Consider the following 17,898-nt stretch of genomic DNA (forward strand, 5'->3'; position numbering starts at 1 on the left):
AATCCCCTCGCGGGGAAGTGGTAAAGGAGACTTGATGCTCAAGTGGGCAAAAACGGTGTAACGTTCGAGTTTCAATCCCCTCGCGGGGAAGTGGTAAAGGAGACGATAAAGCAGAAGGCTACAGTCGCGACGGCGGCATCAGTTTCAATCCCCTCGCGGGGAAGTGGTAAAGGAGACGAGTACCTGGAGCTTTCAATGGGCAGCAATATAAGCCGAACGTTTCAATCCCCTCGCGGGGAAGTGGTAAAGGAGACAATTACTTTGCAACTTGGAGAAGAATTACTTTTTGTTTCAATCCCCTCGCGGGGAAGTGGTAAAGGAGACTTCGGGGAGACAGCTATTACGCTGTTGATTTAGACGTTTCAATCCCCTCGCGGGGAAGTGGTAAAGGAGACTTACCGCCCTTCCTTTCCTTTAAGGAGAGGACAAAATGTTTCAATCCCCTCGCGGGGAAGTGGTAAAGGAGACTAAAAATTTCGGAGAAGAGAGAAAATGGAAACTAAAAGTGTTTCAATCCCCTCGCGGGGAAGTGGTAAAGGAGACCTGCTGCAATCATGCAATCGTCGCAAGAGAAGGCGATGAAATACTTGTTTCAATCCCCTCGCGGGGAAGTGGTAAAGGAGACTTACTGCTATGTCCCGTGGGGACAAGGTACACACGAGTTTCAATCCCCTCGCGGGGAAGTGGTAAAGGAGACTCGGGTTGACCGTTGGCACAGGCGTTTTAAATGTCTACGTTTCAATCCCCTCGCGGGGAAGTGGTAAAGGAGACATAAGACCTCTTGCGAAAGTGCGCTCGTTCTAGGTAAAATAAAAGAAATAATTAGCTCCCATAAGATGAATTACGAACAAGTACAAAAGTTAAACCCCGCCGACTTTAAACGGTACTGTGGACTACATCAAGAGACATTCAAAGAGATGGTAAAAATAGTCAAAGCAGAAAAATTTTTTCAAAAAAAATCAGGAAGACCAAGTAAATTGTGCGAAGAAGACCAAATCTTAATGACATTATCCTATTTGCGAGAATATCCTACTTTTTTTCATCTGGGAATTAAATGGGGTATTAATGAATCAAATGCTTATCGAATTGTAATTAAAACTGAGAAAGCTTTAATAAATTCAGGTTTATTTAACTTACCTGGCAAAAAAAATCTTTATCAAAGTCAAAATGAGATAGAAACTGTAGCGGTGGATGTGTCAGAGCATGAAATAGAGCGTCCCCAAAAAAAGCAAAAGAAATATTATAGTGGCAAGCAAAAATATCATACAATAAAATCGCAAGTTTTAGCCAACACAAAAAGTACCGAAATAATATGTACAGCTTTTAGTAACGGGAAAACGCATGATTTTAGTTTGTTTAAAGAAAGCAAAATCGGGATGAATAAAGAACTTGAAATTTTAGGTGATAAAGGTTATCAAGGAATCACAAAGATTCATACTAATAGTAGAACCCCCATCAAAAAAACCAAGAATAAAGAACTGAGTCAAGCAGAAAAAGTTTTAAATCGCCTACTAGCAAAAGAGAGAATTATTATTGAAAATATACATCGAAGTTTAAATATATTTAGAATACTTTCACCTCTGATATCGGAATCGAAGAAGGCGCTTCGGATTAAGATTTAATTTGATCGCTGGTATTTATAATTATGAACTTTTTTTAAAGACTAAATTAGAGATCGCCTGAGACTTTCGCAAGAGGTCTATAGAAAAACATGTCAGATAATCAAGATGGCTACCAAGTTTCAATCCCCTCGCGGGGAAGTGGTAAAGGAGACAATGGCGTAGCTGGAGATGACTTGCTTCGTGGAGAGTTTCAATCCCCTCGCGGGGAAGTGGTAAAGGAGACTTTCATCGTTGTAGCACAAGGAGAGGAAAAAATAACGTTTCAATCCCCTCGCGGGGAAGTGGTAAAGGAGACGTGGTGCTGGTAATGACACTCTTCGTGGTGGAAGTTTCAATCCCCTCGCGGGGAAGTGGTAAAGGAGACGTTTAGGGAAAAAAATCATGTCGGAAGTAGTGAATGAAATGTTTCAATCCCCTCGCGGGGAAGTGGTAAAGGAGACAATGGAATGATTAAAGTCAATGGTTTAGATACTTTCACGTTTCAATCCCCTCGCGGGGAAGTGGTAAAGGAGACATTTCGGAAGAACATAAAGGTTGCAAACGCCTTTTTTAGTTTCAATCCCCTCGCGGGGAAGTGGTAAAGGAGACGTTGCTCGCCGCCTGGGCGAGCATGATTACCAAAAAGTTTCAATCCCCTCGCGGGGAAGTGGTAAAGGAGACATACTAGATGAAACAGGAGGAAGCGAAGCTTAAGTTTCAATCCCCTCGCGGGGAAGTGGTAAAGGAGACACTCCAGTTGGTATAGTTCCTAGTGGTGAAATTCAGCTTATTGTTTCAATCCCCTCGCGGGGAAGTGGTAAAGGAGACAAACAAATCGGACTTTTTGTTGGCAGTCAGAAAGAAACTCGTTTCAATCCCCTCGCGGGGAAGTGGTAAAGGAGACGATATTGTTCCGAAAGCAAACAAATTTGCTCCGAGTTTCAATCCCCTCGCGGGGAAGTGGTAAAGGAGACGGGACATGTATCTTTTTGAAAAGTTCTACTTTGGTTTCAATCCCCTCGCGGGGAAGTGGTAAAGGAGACCATACCCTTCCATTCGGACATTCCCGGGCAGCGGTGGAACGTTTCAATCCCCTCGCGGGGAAGTGGTAAAGGAGACCAAGAAGAAATTGGGTAGGTAAGATTGTCGCTGTTGGGTTTCAATCCCCTCGCGGGGAAGTGGTAAAGGAGACCCAAGGTTTTGCTTTACCTTGATCCAGAGTTAAATGGTTTCAATCCCCTCGCGGGGAAGTGGTAAAGGAGACAGAATTTTATACAATTCTTCTCTGCATATACTCTAGTTTCAATCCCCTCGCGGGGAAGTGGTAAAGGAGACCCTTAAGGTCATGGGGAATAACCGTCTGGGGAAGTGTACTTTTTGTTTCAATCCCCTCGCGGGGAAGTGGTAAAGGAGACCTAAGGCACGGGAAAGAAATGAGCAGCAGAACCGAAAAGTTTTAATCCCCTCGCGGGGAAGTGGTAAAGGAGACTTATCATCCGATAATTAGCTGACCTCTACTTGCCCCCTCTCGTTTCAATCCCCTCGCGGGGAAGTGGTAAAGGAGACGTTACCTTCCACATGGACTGGTGGTGGCGCAGCTCGTTTCAATCCCCTCGCGGGGAAGTGGTAAAGGAGACAATTCCAGGCACAGGTGGCTCGAATCCTAGTGTTGGACTGTTTCAATCCCCTCGCGGGGAAGTGGTAAAGGAGACTCACGATAGGGTAATTCTAGAATTCCCACAGAAAGCCAAAAAGTTTCAATCCCCTCGCGGGGAAGTGGTAAAGGAGACAACGACACTGCAACACCAATTGCCATCAAAAGTTTCAATCCCCTCGCGGGGAAGTGGTAAAGGAGACTCAGTTTCAGGATGCATTCCATTAAACTTTGAAAAACGTTTCAATCCCCTCGCGGGGAAGTGGTAAAGGAGACTAGTGCAATTGCACAAATGGCTCCGAACATGACTGTAATGTTTCAATCCCCTCGCGGGGAAGTGGTAAAGGAGACGACCCAAATGGTTCAATGGCAACTCCTCCAGCTTCGAGTTTCAATCCCCTCGCGGGGAAGTGGTAAAGGAGACTGTAGAGCTAAAAGCTCAAGCATTGTCTCTTTTGTTTCAATCCCCTCGCGGGGAAGTGGTAAAGGAGACACTTCTACAGTATTGGGGTGTATGGGTTTCACTTACTAAAGTTTCAATCCCCTCGCGGGGAAGTGGTAAAGGAGACAATGGTTTCCACAAAGAAGTTAAATCTAACCACACCAAAAGTTTCAATCCCCTCGCGGGGAAGTGGTAAAGGAGACGTTCCTGGTGCTAAAGCTCAGATGGCTCCGATGGAAGTGTTTCAATCCCCTCGCGGGGAAGTGGTAAAGGAGACGAACTTGCTTTGGCAAGTGGGGATACTCCCAATAATCGTTTCAATCCCCTCGCGGGGAAGTGGTAAAGGAGACTTGAGACCATATCCTCAGATGAAGAAACTTGCTTAAAAAAGTTTCAATCCCCTCGCGGGGAAGTGGTAAAGGAGACGAATTTTTGACATTGAGATTCATGATGGTAACATTTTCGTTTCAATCCCCTCGCGGGGAAGTGGTAAAGGAGACCTGTTAAAGAGGGGGATTTTAAAGGGACGTACAAAGAAGTTTCAATCCCCTCGCGGGGAAGTGGTAAAGGAGACGAAGATGCAGTTGTAGCCACTGTACGAGGAGCCGAATTGTTTCAATCCCCTCGCGGGGAAGTGGTAAAGGAGACGAGATACTCCGGCAAAGCTTCCCTTCGACTAGTCGCAAAACGTTTCAATCCCCTCGCGGGGAAGTGGTAAAGGAGACACAAGTGGACTCCCGCACAAGTGATGGCGGAAAGGTTAAAGTTTCAATCCCCTCGCGGGGAAGTGGTAAAGGAGACATGAACATTAGCGGACCCAACGCTGTCCAATCCATTCAAGTTTCAATCCCCTCGCGGGGAAGTGGTAAAGGAGACTTGGCAGGCTATTTGGACAACCAGCTGTAACTGTCGTTTCAATCCCCTCGCGGGGAAGTGGTAAAGGAGACTTTTGGGCCGATCCTGTGTCTGCACCAGTCATCACGTTTCAATCCCCTCGCGGGGAAGTGGTAAAGGAGACTCGCGGTGGTGCAACTACTCCAGCTCCTACGACTGGAACGTTTCAATCCCCTCGCGGGGAAGTGGTAAAGGAGACACGACAACGTCAGTGGAGACCAAGGGAACGACATTCTAAAGTTTCAATCCCCTCGCGGGGAAGTGGTAAAGGAGACGTAAGTCATATATTGTGACCGGAAGTGGCGATGTAGAAGTTTCAATCCCCTCGCGGGGAAGTGGTAAAGGAGACTGTCCGTGAGTTCATTCTCACTGGATCTGAACGTTTCAATCCCCTCGCGGGGAAGTGGTAAAGGAGACTTATTTTTCCAAGTAGTTTAGCAGCTCAAAGTAACGAAAGAGGTTTCAATCCCCTCGCGGGGAAGTGGTAAAGGAGACGGTATCCGGAAAGACCCGGACAAGTCAAACCAAGACCGTTTCAATCCCCTCGCGGGGAAGTGGTAAAGGAGACACACAGTACTTGAATTAGCTTCAATTGGATCATTTAGGGTTTCAATCCCCTCGCGGGGAAGTGGTAAAGGAGACAATTGCTTCACTGTCCTCCAGTTCAGTGTTAAAAGGTTTCAATCCCCTCGCGGGGAAGTGGTAAAGGAGACTGGAACAATGGCTCCTACGCCAGCACCCACAAGTTTCAATCCCCTCGCGGGGAAGTGGTAAAGGAGACAGAAAAACAGCTCATCTGTGCAACTCAAACCTAACGTTTCAATCCCCTCGCGGGGAAGTGGTAAAGGAGACGCTTTTTGAAAAATTAGAGGCTATGATGTAGTGAAAGTTTCAATCCCCTCGCGGGGAAGTGGTAAAGGAGACGATGATTACATGCGCTCTGGGAAAGGTAACGATACCGTTTCAATCCCCTCGCGGGGAAGTGGTAAAGGAGACTCTAGCTTAACCATGTTTGGTCTTGCTTCCCCTGTTAGTTTCAATCCCCTCGCGGGGAAGTGGTAAAGGAGACTGTTCGGCCAGGGAGCCTTACCCAGAAAGGGTTTCAAGCCTCAAATCGACGCACCATTTTTTACCTGTCAATAAGACCCTAAAACCTGCAATAAGCTCAGTTGCTTGCAAGCCGTAACCCTTGGTATCAGAGTAATCGACGCACCCCAACGAAAAAATCAGGGTTTTGCCGATCGCCCGAGGTGCGTCGATTGCCCATCTGCGACACTGAAACTAGCCGCAGATCCAAAAAAAAACTATGCAATTTTCAACGTTCTGGAGCGATCGAGCTTTGCAACTCGCAAACTTACCATACACCTTAACCTGCAACTTGTCAACAAGAATGAGAGTCAAATCCGACGAGAGCCTTTTTTGAGTTGTCGGGGCGATCGACAAAAACCCAGAAACCGGGTTTTTGCGGTTTTCGTCGGCTGTAAGGCGTCTTCTGAGGAAAAAACCCGGTTTCTGGGGGCCCGTGAGTCTAGGAGTGTTTGACCTTTTGAGTTGTCGGGGCGATCGACTTTTACAATCGCCAAGTCTAATTTTCCCCAGCCACCGCCACCGCTAAATTCCTATCGGGGCGCAAATTTTGAGCTCCCCGCAAATAAGGATGATAAATTTCAGTATGTGCCGGCCAGTTAACGTGAATTAAAAAGCGGATGCAGCGTTCCAAAGCACCCTCAACGTGCATTTGCTGTACGTCCAACAAAGGAACATTACACCAGTGGGGACGTTCGCGGGCGATCGCAGCCGGAAACACAGCATCTAAATCACGAGTAGCAGAAAACGTAGCACTAATAATTAATTCTGGATTTATATCATTTTTTGCTTCTAATTCATCTAATAATTCTTTCACCGCTTCTCGAATTGCTGCCACCGAATTCTCGCTAGCAGTAGTTGCCCCACGAATCCCCCGCACTTGCCACTCCACGCAAATTTCCTCCATATTTTTGTTATTAGTCATTAGTCATTAGTCATTAGTCATTAGTTATTAGTCATACTAAATTAGGCTTAAATACCCACTTTATTTCTTAGTCCCCGCTTGAGTGGACTTCGTTTGTCTAGTTTGACCTCAAACTCGTAGGCGAAGCCAGCGCGAAGCGCTTAGGACGGGCGAAGCGCCACATTTGAGTTTGAGGTCAACTGATTTCAATCGCCCAATCATCCAGGGAGTAACTAATGACTACTGACTCCTAACCAATGACTAATTTATTTAATCACGGGCGATACATCCACAGCGGCAAACCGCTAGTAGAAAGCTCGAATTCCAGCACATTATTGTAAGCTGAAAGCCCGGATATATCCAGACTACTCCCCAAGATGCGATTTAGGAAAGGTTTTTGTTTTTCTAGCGTGCAAGACTCTGTTTTTTCCGGGTCGAGGCCTGCGAGTTCGGCGGCAAGGCGGCGAGCGTCCTCTTCTGTTCCCAGTCGATCGACCAAACCCAATTCTAAGGCTTGCTGACCGGTAAAAACCCGACCGTCGGCAAAACTTTTGACTTTCTCAACAGCCAATTTCCGGGCTTCCGCAACGGTTTCCACGAATTGCTGGTAGCTGGTGTCGATCAAGTCTTGCAGAATTTGCTGTTCCGGATCGGTCAATTCTCGATCGAATGCCAAGATATCTTTATACGGCCCCGATTTAATCACCTGAAAAGAAACGCCTACTTTTTCTAACAGCCGTTCTAGATTGTTGCCCCGGATAATCACGCCAATGCTGCCAGTAATTGTACCCGGATTGGCAACGATATGCTCGGCTCCCATGCCGATGTAAACTCCGCCAGAAGCTGAAATATTGCCGAAACTGGCAACAATTTTGACTTTTTCGCGCAAACGCTTGAGCGCGCTGTAAATTTCCTGGGAATCGCCCACAGTGCCGCCGGGGCTGTCTATCCGCAGCAGCAAGGCGGGAAATTTGCGTTCTTCAACGGTTTTGAGAGCTTCTAGGACTCGTTTGCGGGTTTCTCCGGCAATGGCGCCGGTGATTTCGATACGGGCTATTTGTTTGCGGTAGCGGGGCTTGAATGGCCAAATCATGGGCAGTTTTCGGGCAATGTTACGGATTTTTGTAGCTAACTTCTTATAGTGTGCCTTATTCATCGGGGTAGATGCTGTGCCATTTAGCAACAGGCAAGATGCCTGTTGCACAAGAAATTGCTTGATTGTGGAACAGGCATCTTGCCTGTTCCAGATTGTTGGCAACAGGCAAGATGCCTGTTCCACCTTGATTTTGTGGAACAGGCATCTTGCCTGTTCCTAATGGCCGATCAAGGTTTGTGCGATCGCACTTCACCCAACACCACTATATAATTGTAAAAATTGCTTAACAAAACTACATCATCCCCACGAGAATCAATCTCATCAATTATTTGGAGTCTCCGCCATGCAGCTAAAACTTACCGATTCAAAACTGCCTTTTGCCCCGCTGTTGCTCATTGCGCCGTTTTTCCTGTGGGGAACCGCGATGGTAGCGATGAAGGGAGTGATGCCGCACACAACGCCGCTGTTTGTGGCTGTCGTGCGTTTGATACCTGCGGGCGTGTTGGTGCTGCTGGCGGCGGCATTCATGGGAAAACCGCAGCCGCAGGGTTGGAAAGCTTGGCTGTGGATTTCCCTGTTTGCTTTGGTTGACGCTACTTTGTTTCAAGGCTTTTTAGCCGAAGGTTTGGCGAGAACCGGTGCCGGCTTGGGTTCGGTGATGATTGATTCTCAACCGCTAGCTGTGGCGATTTTGTGTTTGTGGCTGTTTCAAGAAAAAATTGGTTTTTGGGGCTGGTTGGGATTAGTTATTGGCGTTGCGGGCATCAGTTTGATCGGGTTGCCGGATGGCTGGATTTTGGGGCTTTTTCATCCTGAAAACAGGGAGGTTTCTGGGGGTATCGAACAGTTGTTTCAGGGTGGAGAATGGTTGATGCTGTTGGCGGCTTTGTCGATGGCTGTGGGTACGGTTTTGGTGCGCTGGGTTTGCCGTTATGTTGACCCGGTGGTGGCGACTGGTTGGCACATGATTTTGGGCGGTTTGCCGCTGTTGGCAATTTCGGCTGCAACTGAGTCTGAGCAGTTTGTGAATATCGATTTTTCGGGATGGATGGCGTTAGGTTATTCTACTGTGTTCGGAAGTGCGATCGCCTACGGTTTATTCTTTTATTTTGCTTCGAGTGGCAGTCTAACAAGTTTAAGTTCTCTTACCTTTCTTACGCCTGTTTTTGCTTTGCTATTCGGCAATTTGTTCTTGGGCGAAGTGCTCAATCCGCTGCAATCAATGGGAGTTGGGCTGACTTTGGTGAGTATTTATTTGATTAATCAGCGGGATACTTTGGGTGAAAAGTTGCGAAAAATGCGGCACGGTGAAGCGAGTGCCGAAGTTGAAGCAACAGGATTGTTAGAGTCGTCTGAGTTGACTTCTGTAGAATTACCCGTGCAGTTGCGGGTTAGCGAATTGGAATCAGAAGTTTAGCGTTTTGAGAAATTTAGGGAGAATTGGTTAATTCTTGAATTAACTGATTTGGAGTTACAATCCTAGGAGTAGTAACCGGAAAATCTCGCGGGTTGCGGGTGACAATGGCATCAATTCGATTGATTACAGCAGTGCTGTACTGAATCGCATCTTCAAAATCCTTGAAGTTGCAAGTTAAGGCCATTGAAATAACAGAGTTATCTACTGTTGCGACTTGACAAAATGTGGCTAGCTGCCGCAAAAAATCCAGCGTCCAATCGCGGCCTCTGTCTCTGCGGATAATATAGTAAAGGTCGCTAAAATTGGAGGCTGAAATATAGCCTTGAATTTGTGCTTCTTCAACAAAAGTTAAAATGCGATCGCTCTCAGCAAAGAAAGGTTCTCGTTCGAGCGCAACATCTACTATTATATTGGTGTCTATCAGGATTTTCACAAGTTATGTTTTTCCTTTAAATATTCCCATTTTGCTTGTTTGTCTGGATCGTCAAAATCCAGCGGTTCCGGTAAAGCATCTCGATCGAATAAAACTTGAAATGCCTTCACGTTAGTTTTAAACTTTTTTTGAGGTGCTTCAGGTGCGATCGCACTTTCTGACGCGCTGGCTTGTTTAACCGTATCAGGTAGCTGCAAGACGATGATTTCTACATCTCCCGGCGGCATATTCACGGGTTCCACAACTACCAAGTTGCCAGTTGCATCGATTTTACCTCTAAGTTTGTATGCTTGCATGGTAATCTCCGATAACTATGTTTCTATTATATGACATAATAACTTGCTTCATTACCCATCCTCTTCATCACCAATCTTAATGTCTCTGCTTTGAATCTCTTCTATAAAATTTTTTAAACTGGGATTTTCTGCGTAATGCTTCATCAAAACTTTATGCTTGCGATATGGTTTTGAAATTATTCGATAATATTCAGGATTTTTAGCATTAGCGTCGATCGTAAACTTATGTTTTTTCTGAACTTCCGGATTTAAAGTATCGAGACAGTTCTTAAATTTAGATTTTTTCTTTGGGTCGGTATAATACAGTGGAAGCAACCAACACTCAATAGAATGTACGGAGATTGCAAATATAATTTTTTGTTGATATTTGCTGTAAAAATCCTCGCCGATCGCATCTCTAAACTTTTCAATAACTTTTTCAATTAACTGCTGAGGAGTAAATTCACCGTTTTCATCTTGCTTGGGGATATTATAATCTTCTGAAACATCCGTATCTATTTGAATAATGATATAGTCAATAAATTGCAATGCTTCTTGAAAATCTCTTGACTTACAATAATCAAAAACTAGAGTCCAGCCGCCGTATGTGGATTTATTCTCATTGTCTTTATCTCTTTCTGGTTGAAGTTGTCTGATATCTAAATCTGGACTATTGAAATATCCAGCTAAAATATTCTCAATAACAATCTGGTCAGTAAGTCCCTCTGTAATCAATCCAAAACTAATCATATTAAAAGTTTTTAGGAAGTCCGCCGATATAGCCCCTCAAAAACGCCTCTGATAATTTCACAGGTTCTTGTCCCTCCAAAGGTTTAGGTTTGAGAATGCGTCTAGCTTTAGTGTAACCTAATTGATTGCGGGAAATCACAAACAGTCGCTGTTCGTCATCATCTAAATCCAAGCCGTCCAAAATTGCCGGGTTGTGAGTTGTAAAAATGACTTGTTTGTCATGTTTTGTTGCTAATTCGACTAATTCTTGCATTAATCGGCGGCACAATCTGGGGTTGAGAGAAGCATCAATGTTATCTATTGCGAAAAATTGAGGTGTAAGATCGCTGATGAACAAGGTAAAGTAAAACAGTAACAATAAAAAGCCTTCATTCGAGCTTCTTTGGTCGAAATAAGTTAAATCATTATCTAAGTACCTATCTGCGATTTGGAGAGAATTTTGGAGGGCTGCTAAATTTTTAGGCACTTCAAAATTTTTAAACCAGTCTATCAATCCGAGCTTTTCTTTGATTTCATTAAGTCTATCTTGATTGGAATCTAAATTTAAAAAGTTTATAAGTTTAAACAAACCTTCGCCATTAATACCTAACGGTTGAATTTGCCCTTCTTTTTCAAAAGTACGTAAGGCGAGATTTTCAGGAGAGTAAATGAGAAATTCCTGTAGTTTAAGTGTTTTGATATTTGTTTTGCGGATAGATTGATATTGTTCATTTCGGCTGTTTAAAAAGCTATTATATTCCCAAGAAGGAAGCTGCCTATATGCTATTTCTAAATTCCGTTCGTTTTCTGAAATTCCATAGTAAAAATGATTTATCCATCGAGCATAGGGTGTATTATCGTTATTTAAAATAAAACTTATTTTTATTGTGTCATTATTTCCTCTAATTTCAATGCTGATATCTTTATCTAAATTTTCCTTTTCAAAAGCCGATCGCATCAATTGAGGTTCTGTAACTCTGATGCCCCGAGAAGCTAAGAACTCGTTATCCAGCTTATCATCTGCCGCCGCAGAAGCAAGGGCGATCGCCTCTAGGATATTACTCTTGCCACAGCCATTTTCACCGATCAATACAGTTACTCGTCCTAATTCTAGCTTCAGCTTTTGAATGGACTTATAATTTTCGATTCTGACTTCTCCAATCATAATTCAATCCCATATAATCTTACTGTACTCATTGTATCTCCGATCGCATGAATCTCAAAGAACGCTTGCACAGCCATCTGATTCAAATTGTACGCGATCGCAATCCATACCTCGCATCCCAAGGGCATTTTTATGCTCAGCAATACATCCGCGAACAGTTGGCACAGTGGGGAACTGTAGAAATTGACGATTTTGCGGTGCGCGGCCGAATTCATCACAATTTTATCTTGGATTTACCCCCCTTAGATCGGGCGAGTAAGAAGTGGTTGCCGCCGATCGTAATTGGTGCTCATTACGATACAGTACCCGGATCGCCTGGGGCCGATGATAATGCTACTGGTGTTGCTGTTTTGCTGGAACTCGCAAGGGATATCGCATCTGGGCCGCTCAAATATCCAGTGCAGTTAGTCGCCTTCGATATGGAAGAATACGGTTATTTGGGAAGCAGTCATCATGCAGCTACATACAAGCAACAGCAAGAGTCAATCCGGTTAATGATTTCTTTGGAAATGTTGGGTTATTGCAACCATAATCCTAATTCTCAAAGCTATCCCGCTGGCTTGAAATATTTTTATCCAAATAGTGGCAATTTTATTGCTTTAATTGGCACTTTGCGGACGGTTCCCGATTTGATTAATTTGAGTGGCAAAATTCGCAAATCTGGTCAGCCCTGCGAGTGGCTGCCGGTGCCGAATCGAGGTTTAATTGTCCCCGATACTCGTCGCAGCGATCATGTTCCTTTTTGGGATAATGGTTATCCGGCTATCATGGTGACTGATACTGCTAATATGCGAAATCCGCATTATCATCGAGAAAGCGATAGGATTGAGACTTTGGATTTGGATTTTCTGGCTGGTGTTTGTCAGGGGTTAGTCAAGGGCATTCGACATCTATAATTAACACGCTCGAGCGCCTGCTAGTTTGAGCCGCCAGAAATTATGACTTTTATGACCCGAAGTTATGAATTTTATGAATTGACTCGAACAGAAGTTTGTTGAATACTTGTAAATTAATCAAGCAAAAATTTCAAAAAAAAGAGATATGAATCCAACTTTTCCCGATCGCACTCGCTGGCAATTTTGGATAGATCGCGGTGGCACTTTTACCGATATTGTCGCCAACAGCCCCGACGGTAAATTAGTCATTCACAAGCTGCTATCGGAAAACCCGGAACGCTACACAGACGCAGCAGTGCAAGGAATTCGCGATATTTTGGGAATTCCCGCCGACGCAGCTATACCCGCCGCCGAAATTGAAGCGATAAAAATGGGGACGACGGTGGCGACAAATGCTTTGCTGGAACGAAAGGGCGATCGCACTATTCTGTTAATTACTAAAGGTTTCGGCGATGCGCTGAGAATTGGCTATCAAAACCGCCCGAATATTTTCGCCCGCCACATTGTTTTGCCGGAGATGCTGTACGATCGAGTTATTGAAGTTGCAGAACGCTACAGCGCTCAAGGTGAGGAGTTAACTGCTGTCAATCCCGAATTTATCCCGTCTTTGCAGCAAGCATACGATGAGGGAATTCGCAGTTGTGCGATCGTATTCATGCACGGCTACCGCTACTCGGAACACGAAAAACAAGTGGCTAAAATAGCGAAAGAAATTGGCTTTACTCAAATTTCAGTATCTCACGAAGTTAGCCCGCTGATGAAACTGGTTTCGCGGGGAGATACTGCGGTTGTCGATGCTTATTTATCTCCGATTTTACGTCGATACGTCGAACAAGTAACCAGTCAGTTAATAGAGGCAGATTCCGGGAACGAGGGATTATTAATGCCCAAGGCCCAAGGCCCAATTCCCAATTCCCAATTCCCCAAATTAATGTTCATGCAATCGAATGGCGGCTTAGTGGACGCCGCACAATTTCAGGGAAAAAACAGTATTTTATCCGGGCCTGCTGGGGGAATTGTCGGTGCAGTTCAAACGAGCAAAAAGGCAGGTTTTGATAAAATTATTACCTTTGATATGGGCGGAACTTCCACAGATGTTGCCCATTTTAACGGCGAATACGAACGCGAATTTGAGACGGAAATTGCTGGGGTGAGATTGCGATCGCCCGTGATGGCAATTCACACTGTAGCAGCCGGCGGCGGTTCAATTGTCTTTTTTGACGGAGCTCGCTACCGCGTCGGGCCGGAGTCTGCTGGGGCCAATCCTGGGCCTGCTTGCTATCGCAAAGGCGGCCCCTTGACGGTGACTGATTGCAATGTGATGTTGGGGAAAATTCAACCGGATTTTTTCCCGAAAGTATTTGGATTGAATGGAGATTTGCCGATCGCCCCTGACGTAGTAAAGCAAAAATTTGGGCAATTAGCGGGAGAAATTGGGGGCGAGAGGACGGCCCAAGAGGTGGCGGAGGGTTTTTTGGCGATCGCTGTGGAAAAGATGGCGAATGCTGTCAAAAAAATCTCGCTTCAGCGCGGTTACGATGTTTCGGAGTATACATTGTGCTGTTTCGGCGGTGCGGGCGGCCAACACGCTTGTGCGATCGCGGATGCTTTGGGGATGAAACGGGTATTTATTCACCCTTATGCGGGTGTGTTGTCCGCTTACGGTATGGGTTTGGCTGATGTGCGGGCTATTCGCGAAAGGGCGATCGAGCAACAATTAAATGCAGAATTATTACCTGATTTGCATGATATTTTAGCCGAATTGGAGGCTGAGGGAAAGAGGGAATTGAACCGCCGAGGCGCAGAGAACACAGAGAATGAGTCAGAGGTTTTAGTTGTTAGCAAGTTGCGCTTAAAATATCAGGGAAGTGACTCGGTTTTGGCTGTCAATTTTGCTGAGAATATTGAGGTGATGCAGGCTGAATTTGAAGCAGCCCACCGACAGCGTTACAGTTTTATTATGCCAGAAAAACCGCTGATTGTGGAAGCGGTTTCGGTGGAAGTTGTAGAAAGAATGGATGTGCCGGAAGCATCCACAATTTCCCCCTCTGGTGGCACGGGCATCTTGCCTGTGCCACCAGTTTCAACCGTGCAAACCTATGTTGCTGGCGGGTGGCGGGCAACGCCTGTTTATCAGAGAGACGATTTGCGATCGGGCGACTGCATAGAAGGCCCTGCTATGATTGTTGAAGCAACGGGAACTAATATCATAGAACCGGGCTGGGAAGGGGCAATCACCGAAAATAATGATTTAATTTTGAACCGCAGATGCAGGCAGATGGACGCAGATAATATCCGCGTTCATTCTGGTTTATCTGCGGTTAAATCCGATCCGGTTTTGCTGGAAATTTTTAATAATTTGTTTCGGGCGGTCGCCGAACAAATGGGCGTCACATTACAAAACACAAGTTCCTCAGTCAACATCAAAGAACGTCTCGACTTTTCCTGTGCAATTTTCGACAAAAACGGGCAATTAGTTGCCAACGCGCCCCACATTCCTGTACATCTTGGCTCCATGAGCGAAAGCGTTGAAGCTTTAATTTTAGCACAAGGCAATGCGATTCAACCGGGCGATGTTTATGTTTCTAACAATCCCTACAACGGCGGCACACACTTGCCAGATATCACCGTTATTACTCCAGTATTTGATCGGGATTCCTCCCTTCCTTTGTTTTATGTTGCCTCGCGGGGACACCACGCCGACATCGGCGGAATCACTCCCGGTTCCATGCCTCCTAACAGTACAACAGTAACTGAGGAAGGTGTATTACTTGACAATTTCCTATTAGTAAGGGAGGGTAATTTTAGAGAAAAAGAATTACTAGAAATTCTGACAGCGGGGAATTTCCCTGTTCGCAATTCTGCTCAAAATATAGCCGATTTGCAAGCACAAATTGCTGCTAACAAGCGCGGCGCAGAAGAGCTGCTCAAGATGGTAGAACATTATGGATTAGAGACTGTGCAAGCTTATATGGGCTTCGTACAAGACAATGCTGAGGAGTCGGTACGCAGGGTAATTGATGTTTTGCAAGATGGCGAGTTTACTTATCCGATGGATAGTGGCGGACAAATTAAGGTAGCGATTACAATTGACAAATATGCGCGCAGTGCAAAAATAGATTTTACTGGCACTTCTGCTCAACAATCCAACAATTTTAATGCTCCCGCTGCGGTGTGCAAAGCCGCTGTTTTGTATGTTTTCCGCACGTTGGTAGATGACGATATCCCTCTAAATGCGGGCTGTTTGAAACCTCTCGAAATCCTCAATCCCGAAGGCTGTATGCTGAATCCTCGCTATCCAGCGGCGGTAGTTGCCGGAAATGTGGAAACATCGCAGAATATTACCGATGCTTTGTATTGTGCTTTGGGAGTGATGGCAGCTTCTCAGGGAACTATGAATAATTTTACCTTTGGAAATCAGCGCTATCAATATTATGAAACTATTTGCGGCGGTTCGGGTGCTGGTGCAGATTTTGATGGTACGGATGCGGTTCAAACTCACATGACTAATTCACGTTTAACCGATCCTGAAGTATTAGAATGGCGGTTTCCGGTGTTGTTAGAAAGTTTTGAAATTCGGGCTAATAGCGGGGGGAATGGATGTCATCGCGGCGGTAATGGAGTGGTGCGGCGAGTGCGGTTTCGGGAGGCGATGACGGCGGGAATTTTATCGGGGCGGCGGGTAATTTCTCCTTGCGGTTTGAACGGGGGTGAAGCGGGGAAAGTTGGACAGAATTATGTTGAAACGGTTGATGGAAAAGTTGAGGATTTGGGGAGTACGGCGACTGTGGAAATGCAGCCGGGGGATGTGTTTGTCATTGAGACTCCTGGGGGCGGAGGATATGGTTTTCCTAGCGGGGTTCACCGTTGATAGCCTTCATCGGCTGGTAAGTTTTTTTGATTGGCTGCTTGTCTGGAAATATAATTGCAGCGTTGATACTCTTGGTTGCCCGCACATTGCTTAATTCTAATAAACTCAACGTCGTGTTGCGAACAGAATTGGAGTAATTGCTCCCACAAATCTACGTTAACAGTAGGTTTCTGTTCGCTATTTTTCCAGTTATTAGCTTGCCAGCGCAGCGCCCAATTGTGGGCAATAGCATCTACAAGGTAGCCGTTGTTATTGTATAGCGTCACTTTACATCTTGTTTTGAGTGCTTTCAGACCTTCAATTGCAGCAAGAATATCCATACGATTGTTTGTAGTTAACTGAAATCCGCCTGATAGTTCCTTGCGATGATTTTCATACAGCAAGACTGCCCCATATCCGCCAGCACCGCTCGCCGTAGTTATACCGCGAGTATAGATGCTAACTTGTTTCAAGTTGCTCATGGTTGTGGGACTCCTTCAGGGAATACAAACATTTTTGGAAAGAGAATGAACATCAGAAAATTAGAATATAATTACAAGACGTTTACCTTTGAAACAAGAAATTATATTTTTAGGTGCGCTGAAAAAATAGAGTTTCTATGTACTTCTTGACATTAATACAGGGTCACGTACAAATTAACTATATAATTAATTGACTTAACTATAAACATAATTTGCCAGCACTTGCATCAAATGTATATCGTGTTGTAGAATCGGGCTGCACCAGCATTTATTCTCCAAACCTTTCCAGAACAATTGTGCAAACACCTAATTTTTCAGAACTCAACCATCCTGTGGTCAAATCCCTGTTCCATCACAGCGACCAGGAATTATTGACTCTGTTTCAAAACCATCCCGATCAAGGTAGGTTCTTCACGGCGATTTTTTGCCGCTACGCTCAAATTGTCCACTCCCTGATTCGCCATTCGGTACGATCGCCCGTACAAGGAGATTACCTATTTGCCCACACTTGGCTGCACATCTATCACGAACTCCGAGGCCTCGATTTGCGCCGCGAGATCCAAGAGTCTGATGGCGGAAATCTCAGTCTCCAAAACTGGCTGATTAATGTCACCGCAGTCTGCATAAATCAAGCTGAATTGCCCCCTGTTGAGTCGATTCACTACTCTTTGCAATCGGCTCCGCCTCCCCTGTGGTGTTACGTCAAACAAGCCTTAGAATTGTTAGCGCCGCTGCCGCGTTTAGTGGTGTTGATGGCTCAGACTTTCCGCTGGAGCGAAACTCGAATTGCAGCTTATTTGCAAGCAGAAGGCGAAGCTATTTCGCCGGCTCAGGTAAAGGCTTTGCTGCAAAAAGGATATCAAACTTTAGAATCAAATTTGCCGGAGGATATTCGGGCTATTTATCTCGATGAAAATCTCGATTATCAAGAAGCACTTGTCTAGTATAGCGATCGAGTTTGTGGTTTCTCAAAA

At 45.1% G+C, this 17,898-nt stretch carries 14 protein-coding genes and 2 CRISPR repeat arrays (1 of these 16 cut by a window edge); of the genes, 5 read left to right on the plus strand and 9 right to left on the minus strand.

Annotated features, from left to right (window positions below; genetic code table 11):
- Nucleotides 1-772: a CRISPR direct-repeat array (repeat unit 36 nt; unit sequence GTTTCAATCCCCTCGCGGGGAAGTGGTAAAGGAGAC) (it extends 356 nt beyond the left edge of the window).
- Between the two features lie 64 nt (nt 773-836).
- A protein-coding gene (locus QUA74_RS05495; RefSeq protein ID WP_333325883.1) for an IS5 family transposase occupies nt 837-1,683 on the plus strand; the annotation gives its coding sequence in 2 pieces (ribosomal slippage) (nt 837-1,583 and nt 1,585-1,683; 846 coding nt in all).
- Nucleotides 1,684-1,738: 55 nt separating this feature from the next.
- Nucleotides 1,739-5,660: a CRISPR direct-repeat array (repeat unit 36 nt; unit sequence GTTTCAATCCCCTCGCGGGGAAGTGGTAAAGGAGAC).
- Nucleotides 5,661-5,988: 328 nt separating this feature from the next.
- On the opposite strand, the gene QUA74_RS05500 is transcribed toward QUA74_RS05495, so the two are convergent.
- The 4 genes from QUA74_RS05500 to QUA74_RS05515 all read right to left on the minus strand — a co-directional run bounded on the left by QUA74_RS05500 (nt 5,989) and on the right by QUA74_RS05515 (nt 7,882).
- A complete protein-coding gene (locus QUA74_RS05500) occupies nt 5,989-6,174 on the minus strand; it encodes a hypothetical protein (RefSeq protein ID WP_333325886.1) in 186 nt (61 codons plus the stop codon).
- Nucleotides 6,175-6,176: 2 nt separating this feature from the next.
- Nucleotides 6,177-6,602, minus strand: a complete 426-nt coding sequence (aroH, locus tag QUA74_RS05505) for a chorismate mutase (protein WP_445302124.1) — start codon at nt 6,600-6,602, stop codon at nt 6,177-6,179.
- Nucleotides 6,603-6,855: 253 nt separating this feature from the next.
- Nucleotides 6,856-7,674, minus strand: coding sequence for a signal peptide peptidase SppA (gene sppA / locus QUA74_RS05510; protein ID WP_333325888.1), 819 nt, complete (start codon nt 7,672-7,674; stop codon nt 6,856-6,858).
- 55 nt (nt 7,675-7,729) lie between these two features.
- A complete protein-coding gene (locus QUA74_RS05515; protein WP_333325891.1) occupies nt 7,730-7,882 on the minus strand; it encodes a hypothetical protein in 153 nt (50 codons plus the stop codon).
- Nucleotides 7,883-8,020: 138 nt separating this feature from the next.
- Here QUA74_RS05515 and QUA74_RS05520 point away from each other — a divergent pair, with 138 nt between their 5' ends.
- Nucleotides 8,021-9,094, plus strand: a complete 1,074-nt coding sequence (locus tag QUA74_RS05520) for a DMT family transporter (RefSeq protein ID WP_333325893.1) — start codon at nt 8,021-8,023, stop codon at nt 9,092-9,094.
- Between the two features lie 13 nt (nt 9,095-9,107).
- On the opposite strand, the gene QUA74_RS05525 is transcribed toward QUA74_RS05520, so the two are convergent.
- Genes QUA74_RS05525 through QUA74_RS05540 form a run of 4 tightly spaced genes read right to left on the minus strand, consistent with a single transcriptional unit; the run spans nt 9,108 to nt 11,696 of the window.
- Nucleotides 9,108-9,527 carry a PIN domain-containing protein gene (locus QUA74_RS05525; RefSeq protein WP_333325896.1) on the minus strand — a complete coding sequence of 140 codons (420 nt, stop codon included), beginning with the start codon at nt 9,525-9,527 and terminating at the stop codon, nt 9,108-9,110.
- Nucleotides 9,524-9,823, minus strand: coding sequence for a hypothetical protein (locus tag QUA74_RS05530; RefSeq protein ID WP_333325899.1), 300 nt, complete (start codon nt 9,821-9,823; stop codon nt 9,524-9,526). The genes QUA74_RS05525 and QUA74_RS05530 overlap by 4 nt, the downstream gene beginning before the upstream one ends.
- Nucleotides 9,824-9,874: 51 nt before the next feature.
- Nucleotides 9,875-10,552, minus strand: a complete 678-nt coding sequence (locus QUA74_RS05535; protein WP_333325902.1) for a phage tail protein — start codon at nt 10,550-10,552, stop codon at nt 9,875-9,877.
- Between the two features lies 1 nt (nt 10,553).
- Nucleotides 10,554-11,696 carry an AAA family ATPase gene (locus tag QUA74_RS05540; RefSeq protein WP_333325905.1) on the minus strand — a complete coding sequence of 381 codons (1,143 nt, stop codon included), beginning with the start codon at nt 11,694-11,696 and terminating at the stop codon, nt 10,554-10,556.
- Between the two features lie 47 nt (nt 11,697-11,743).
- Between QUA74_RS05540 and QUA74_RS05545 the strand changes: the two genes are divergently transcribed.
- On the plus strand, nt 11,744-12,592 hold the full coding sequence (locus QUA74_RS05545) for a M28 family peptidase (RefSeq protein ID WP_333325908.1): 849 nt from the start codon (nt 11,744-11,746) through the stop codon (nt 12,590-12,592).
- 145 nt (nt 12,593-12,737) lie between these two features.
- A complete protein-coding gene (locus QUA74_RS05550; RefSeq protein WP_333325910.1) occupies nt 12,738-16,463 on the plus strand; it encodes a hydantoinase B/oxoprolinase family protein in 3,726 nt (1,241 codons plus the stop codon).
- Here the strand turns inward: QUA74_RS05550 and QUA74_RS05555 are convergent.
- A complete protein-coding gene (locus QUA74_RS05555; protein ID WP_333325913.1) occupies nt 16,454-16,924 on the minus strand; it encodes an RNase H family protein in 471 nt (156 codons plus the stop codon). The two genes, QUA74_RS05550 and QUA74_RS05555, sit on opposite strands and share 10 nt — an antisense overlap.
- Before the next feature lie 296 nt (nt 16,925-17,220).
- Between QUA74_RS05555 and QUA74_RS05560 the strand changes: the two genes are divergently transcribed.
- A complete protein-coding gene (locus tag QUA74_RS05560) occupies nt 17,221-17,868 on the plus strand; it encodes a sigma-70 family RNA polymerase sigma factor (protein ID WP_333125558.1) in 648 nt (215 codons plus the stop codon).
- Nucleotides 17,869-17,898: the final 30 nt, after the last annotated feature.

The organism is Microcoleus sp. LAD1_D3, from assembly GCF_036702135.1.
GTDB lineage: Bacteria > Cyanobacteriota > Cyanobacteriia > Cyanobacteriales > Microcoleaceae > Microcoleus.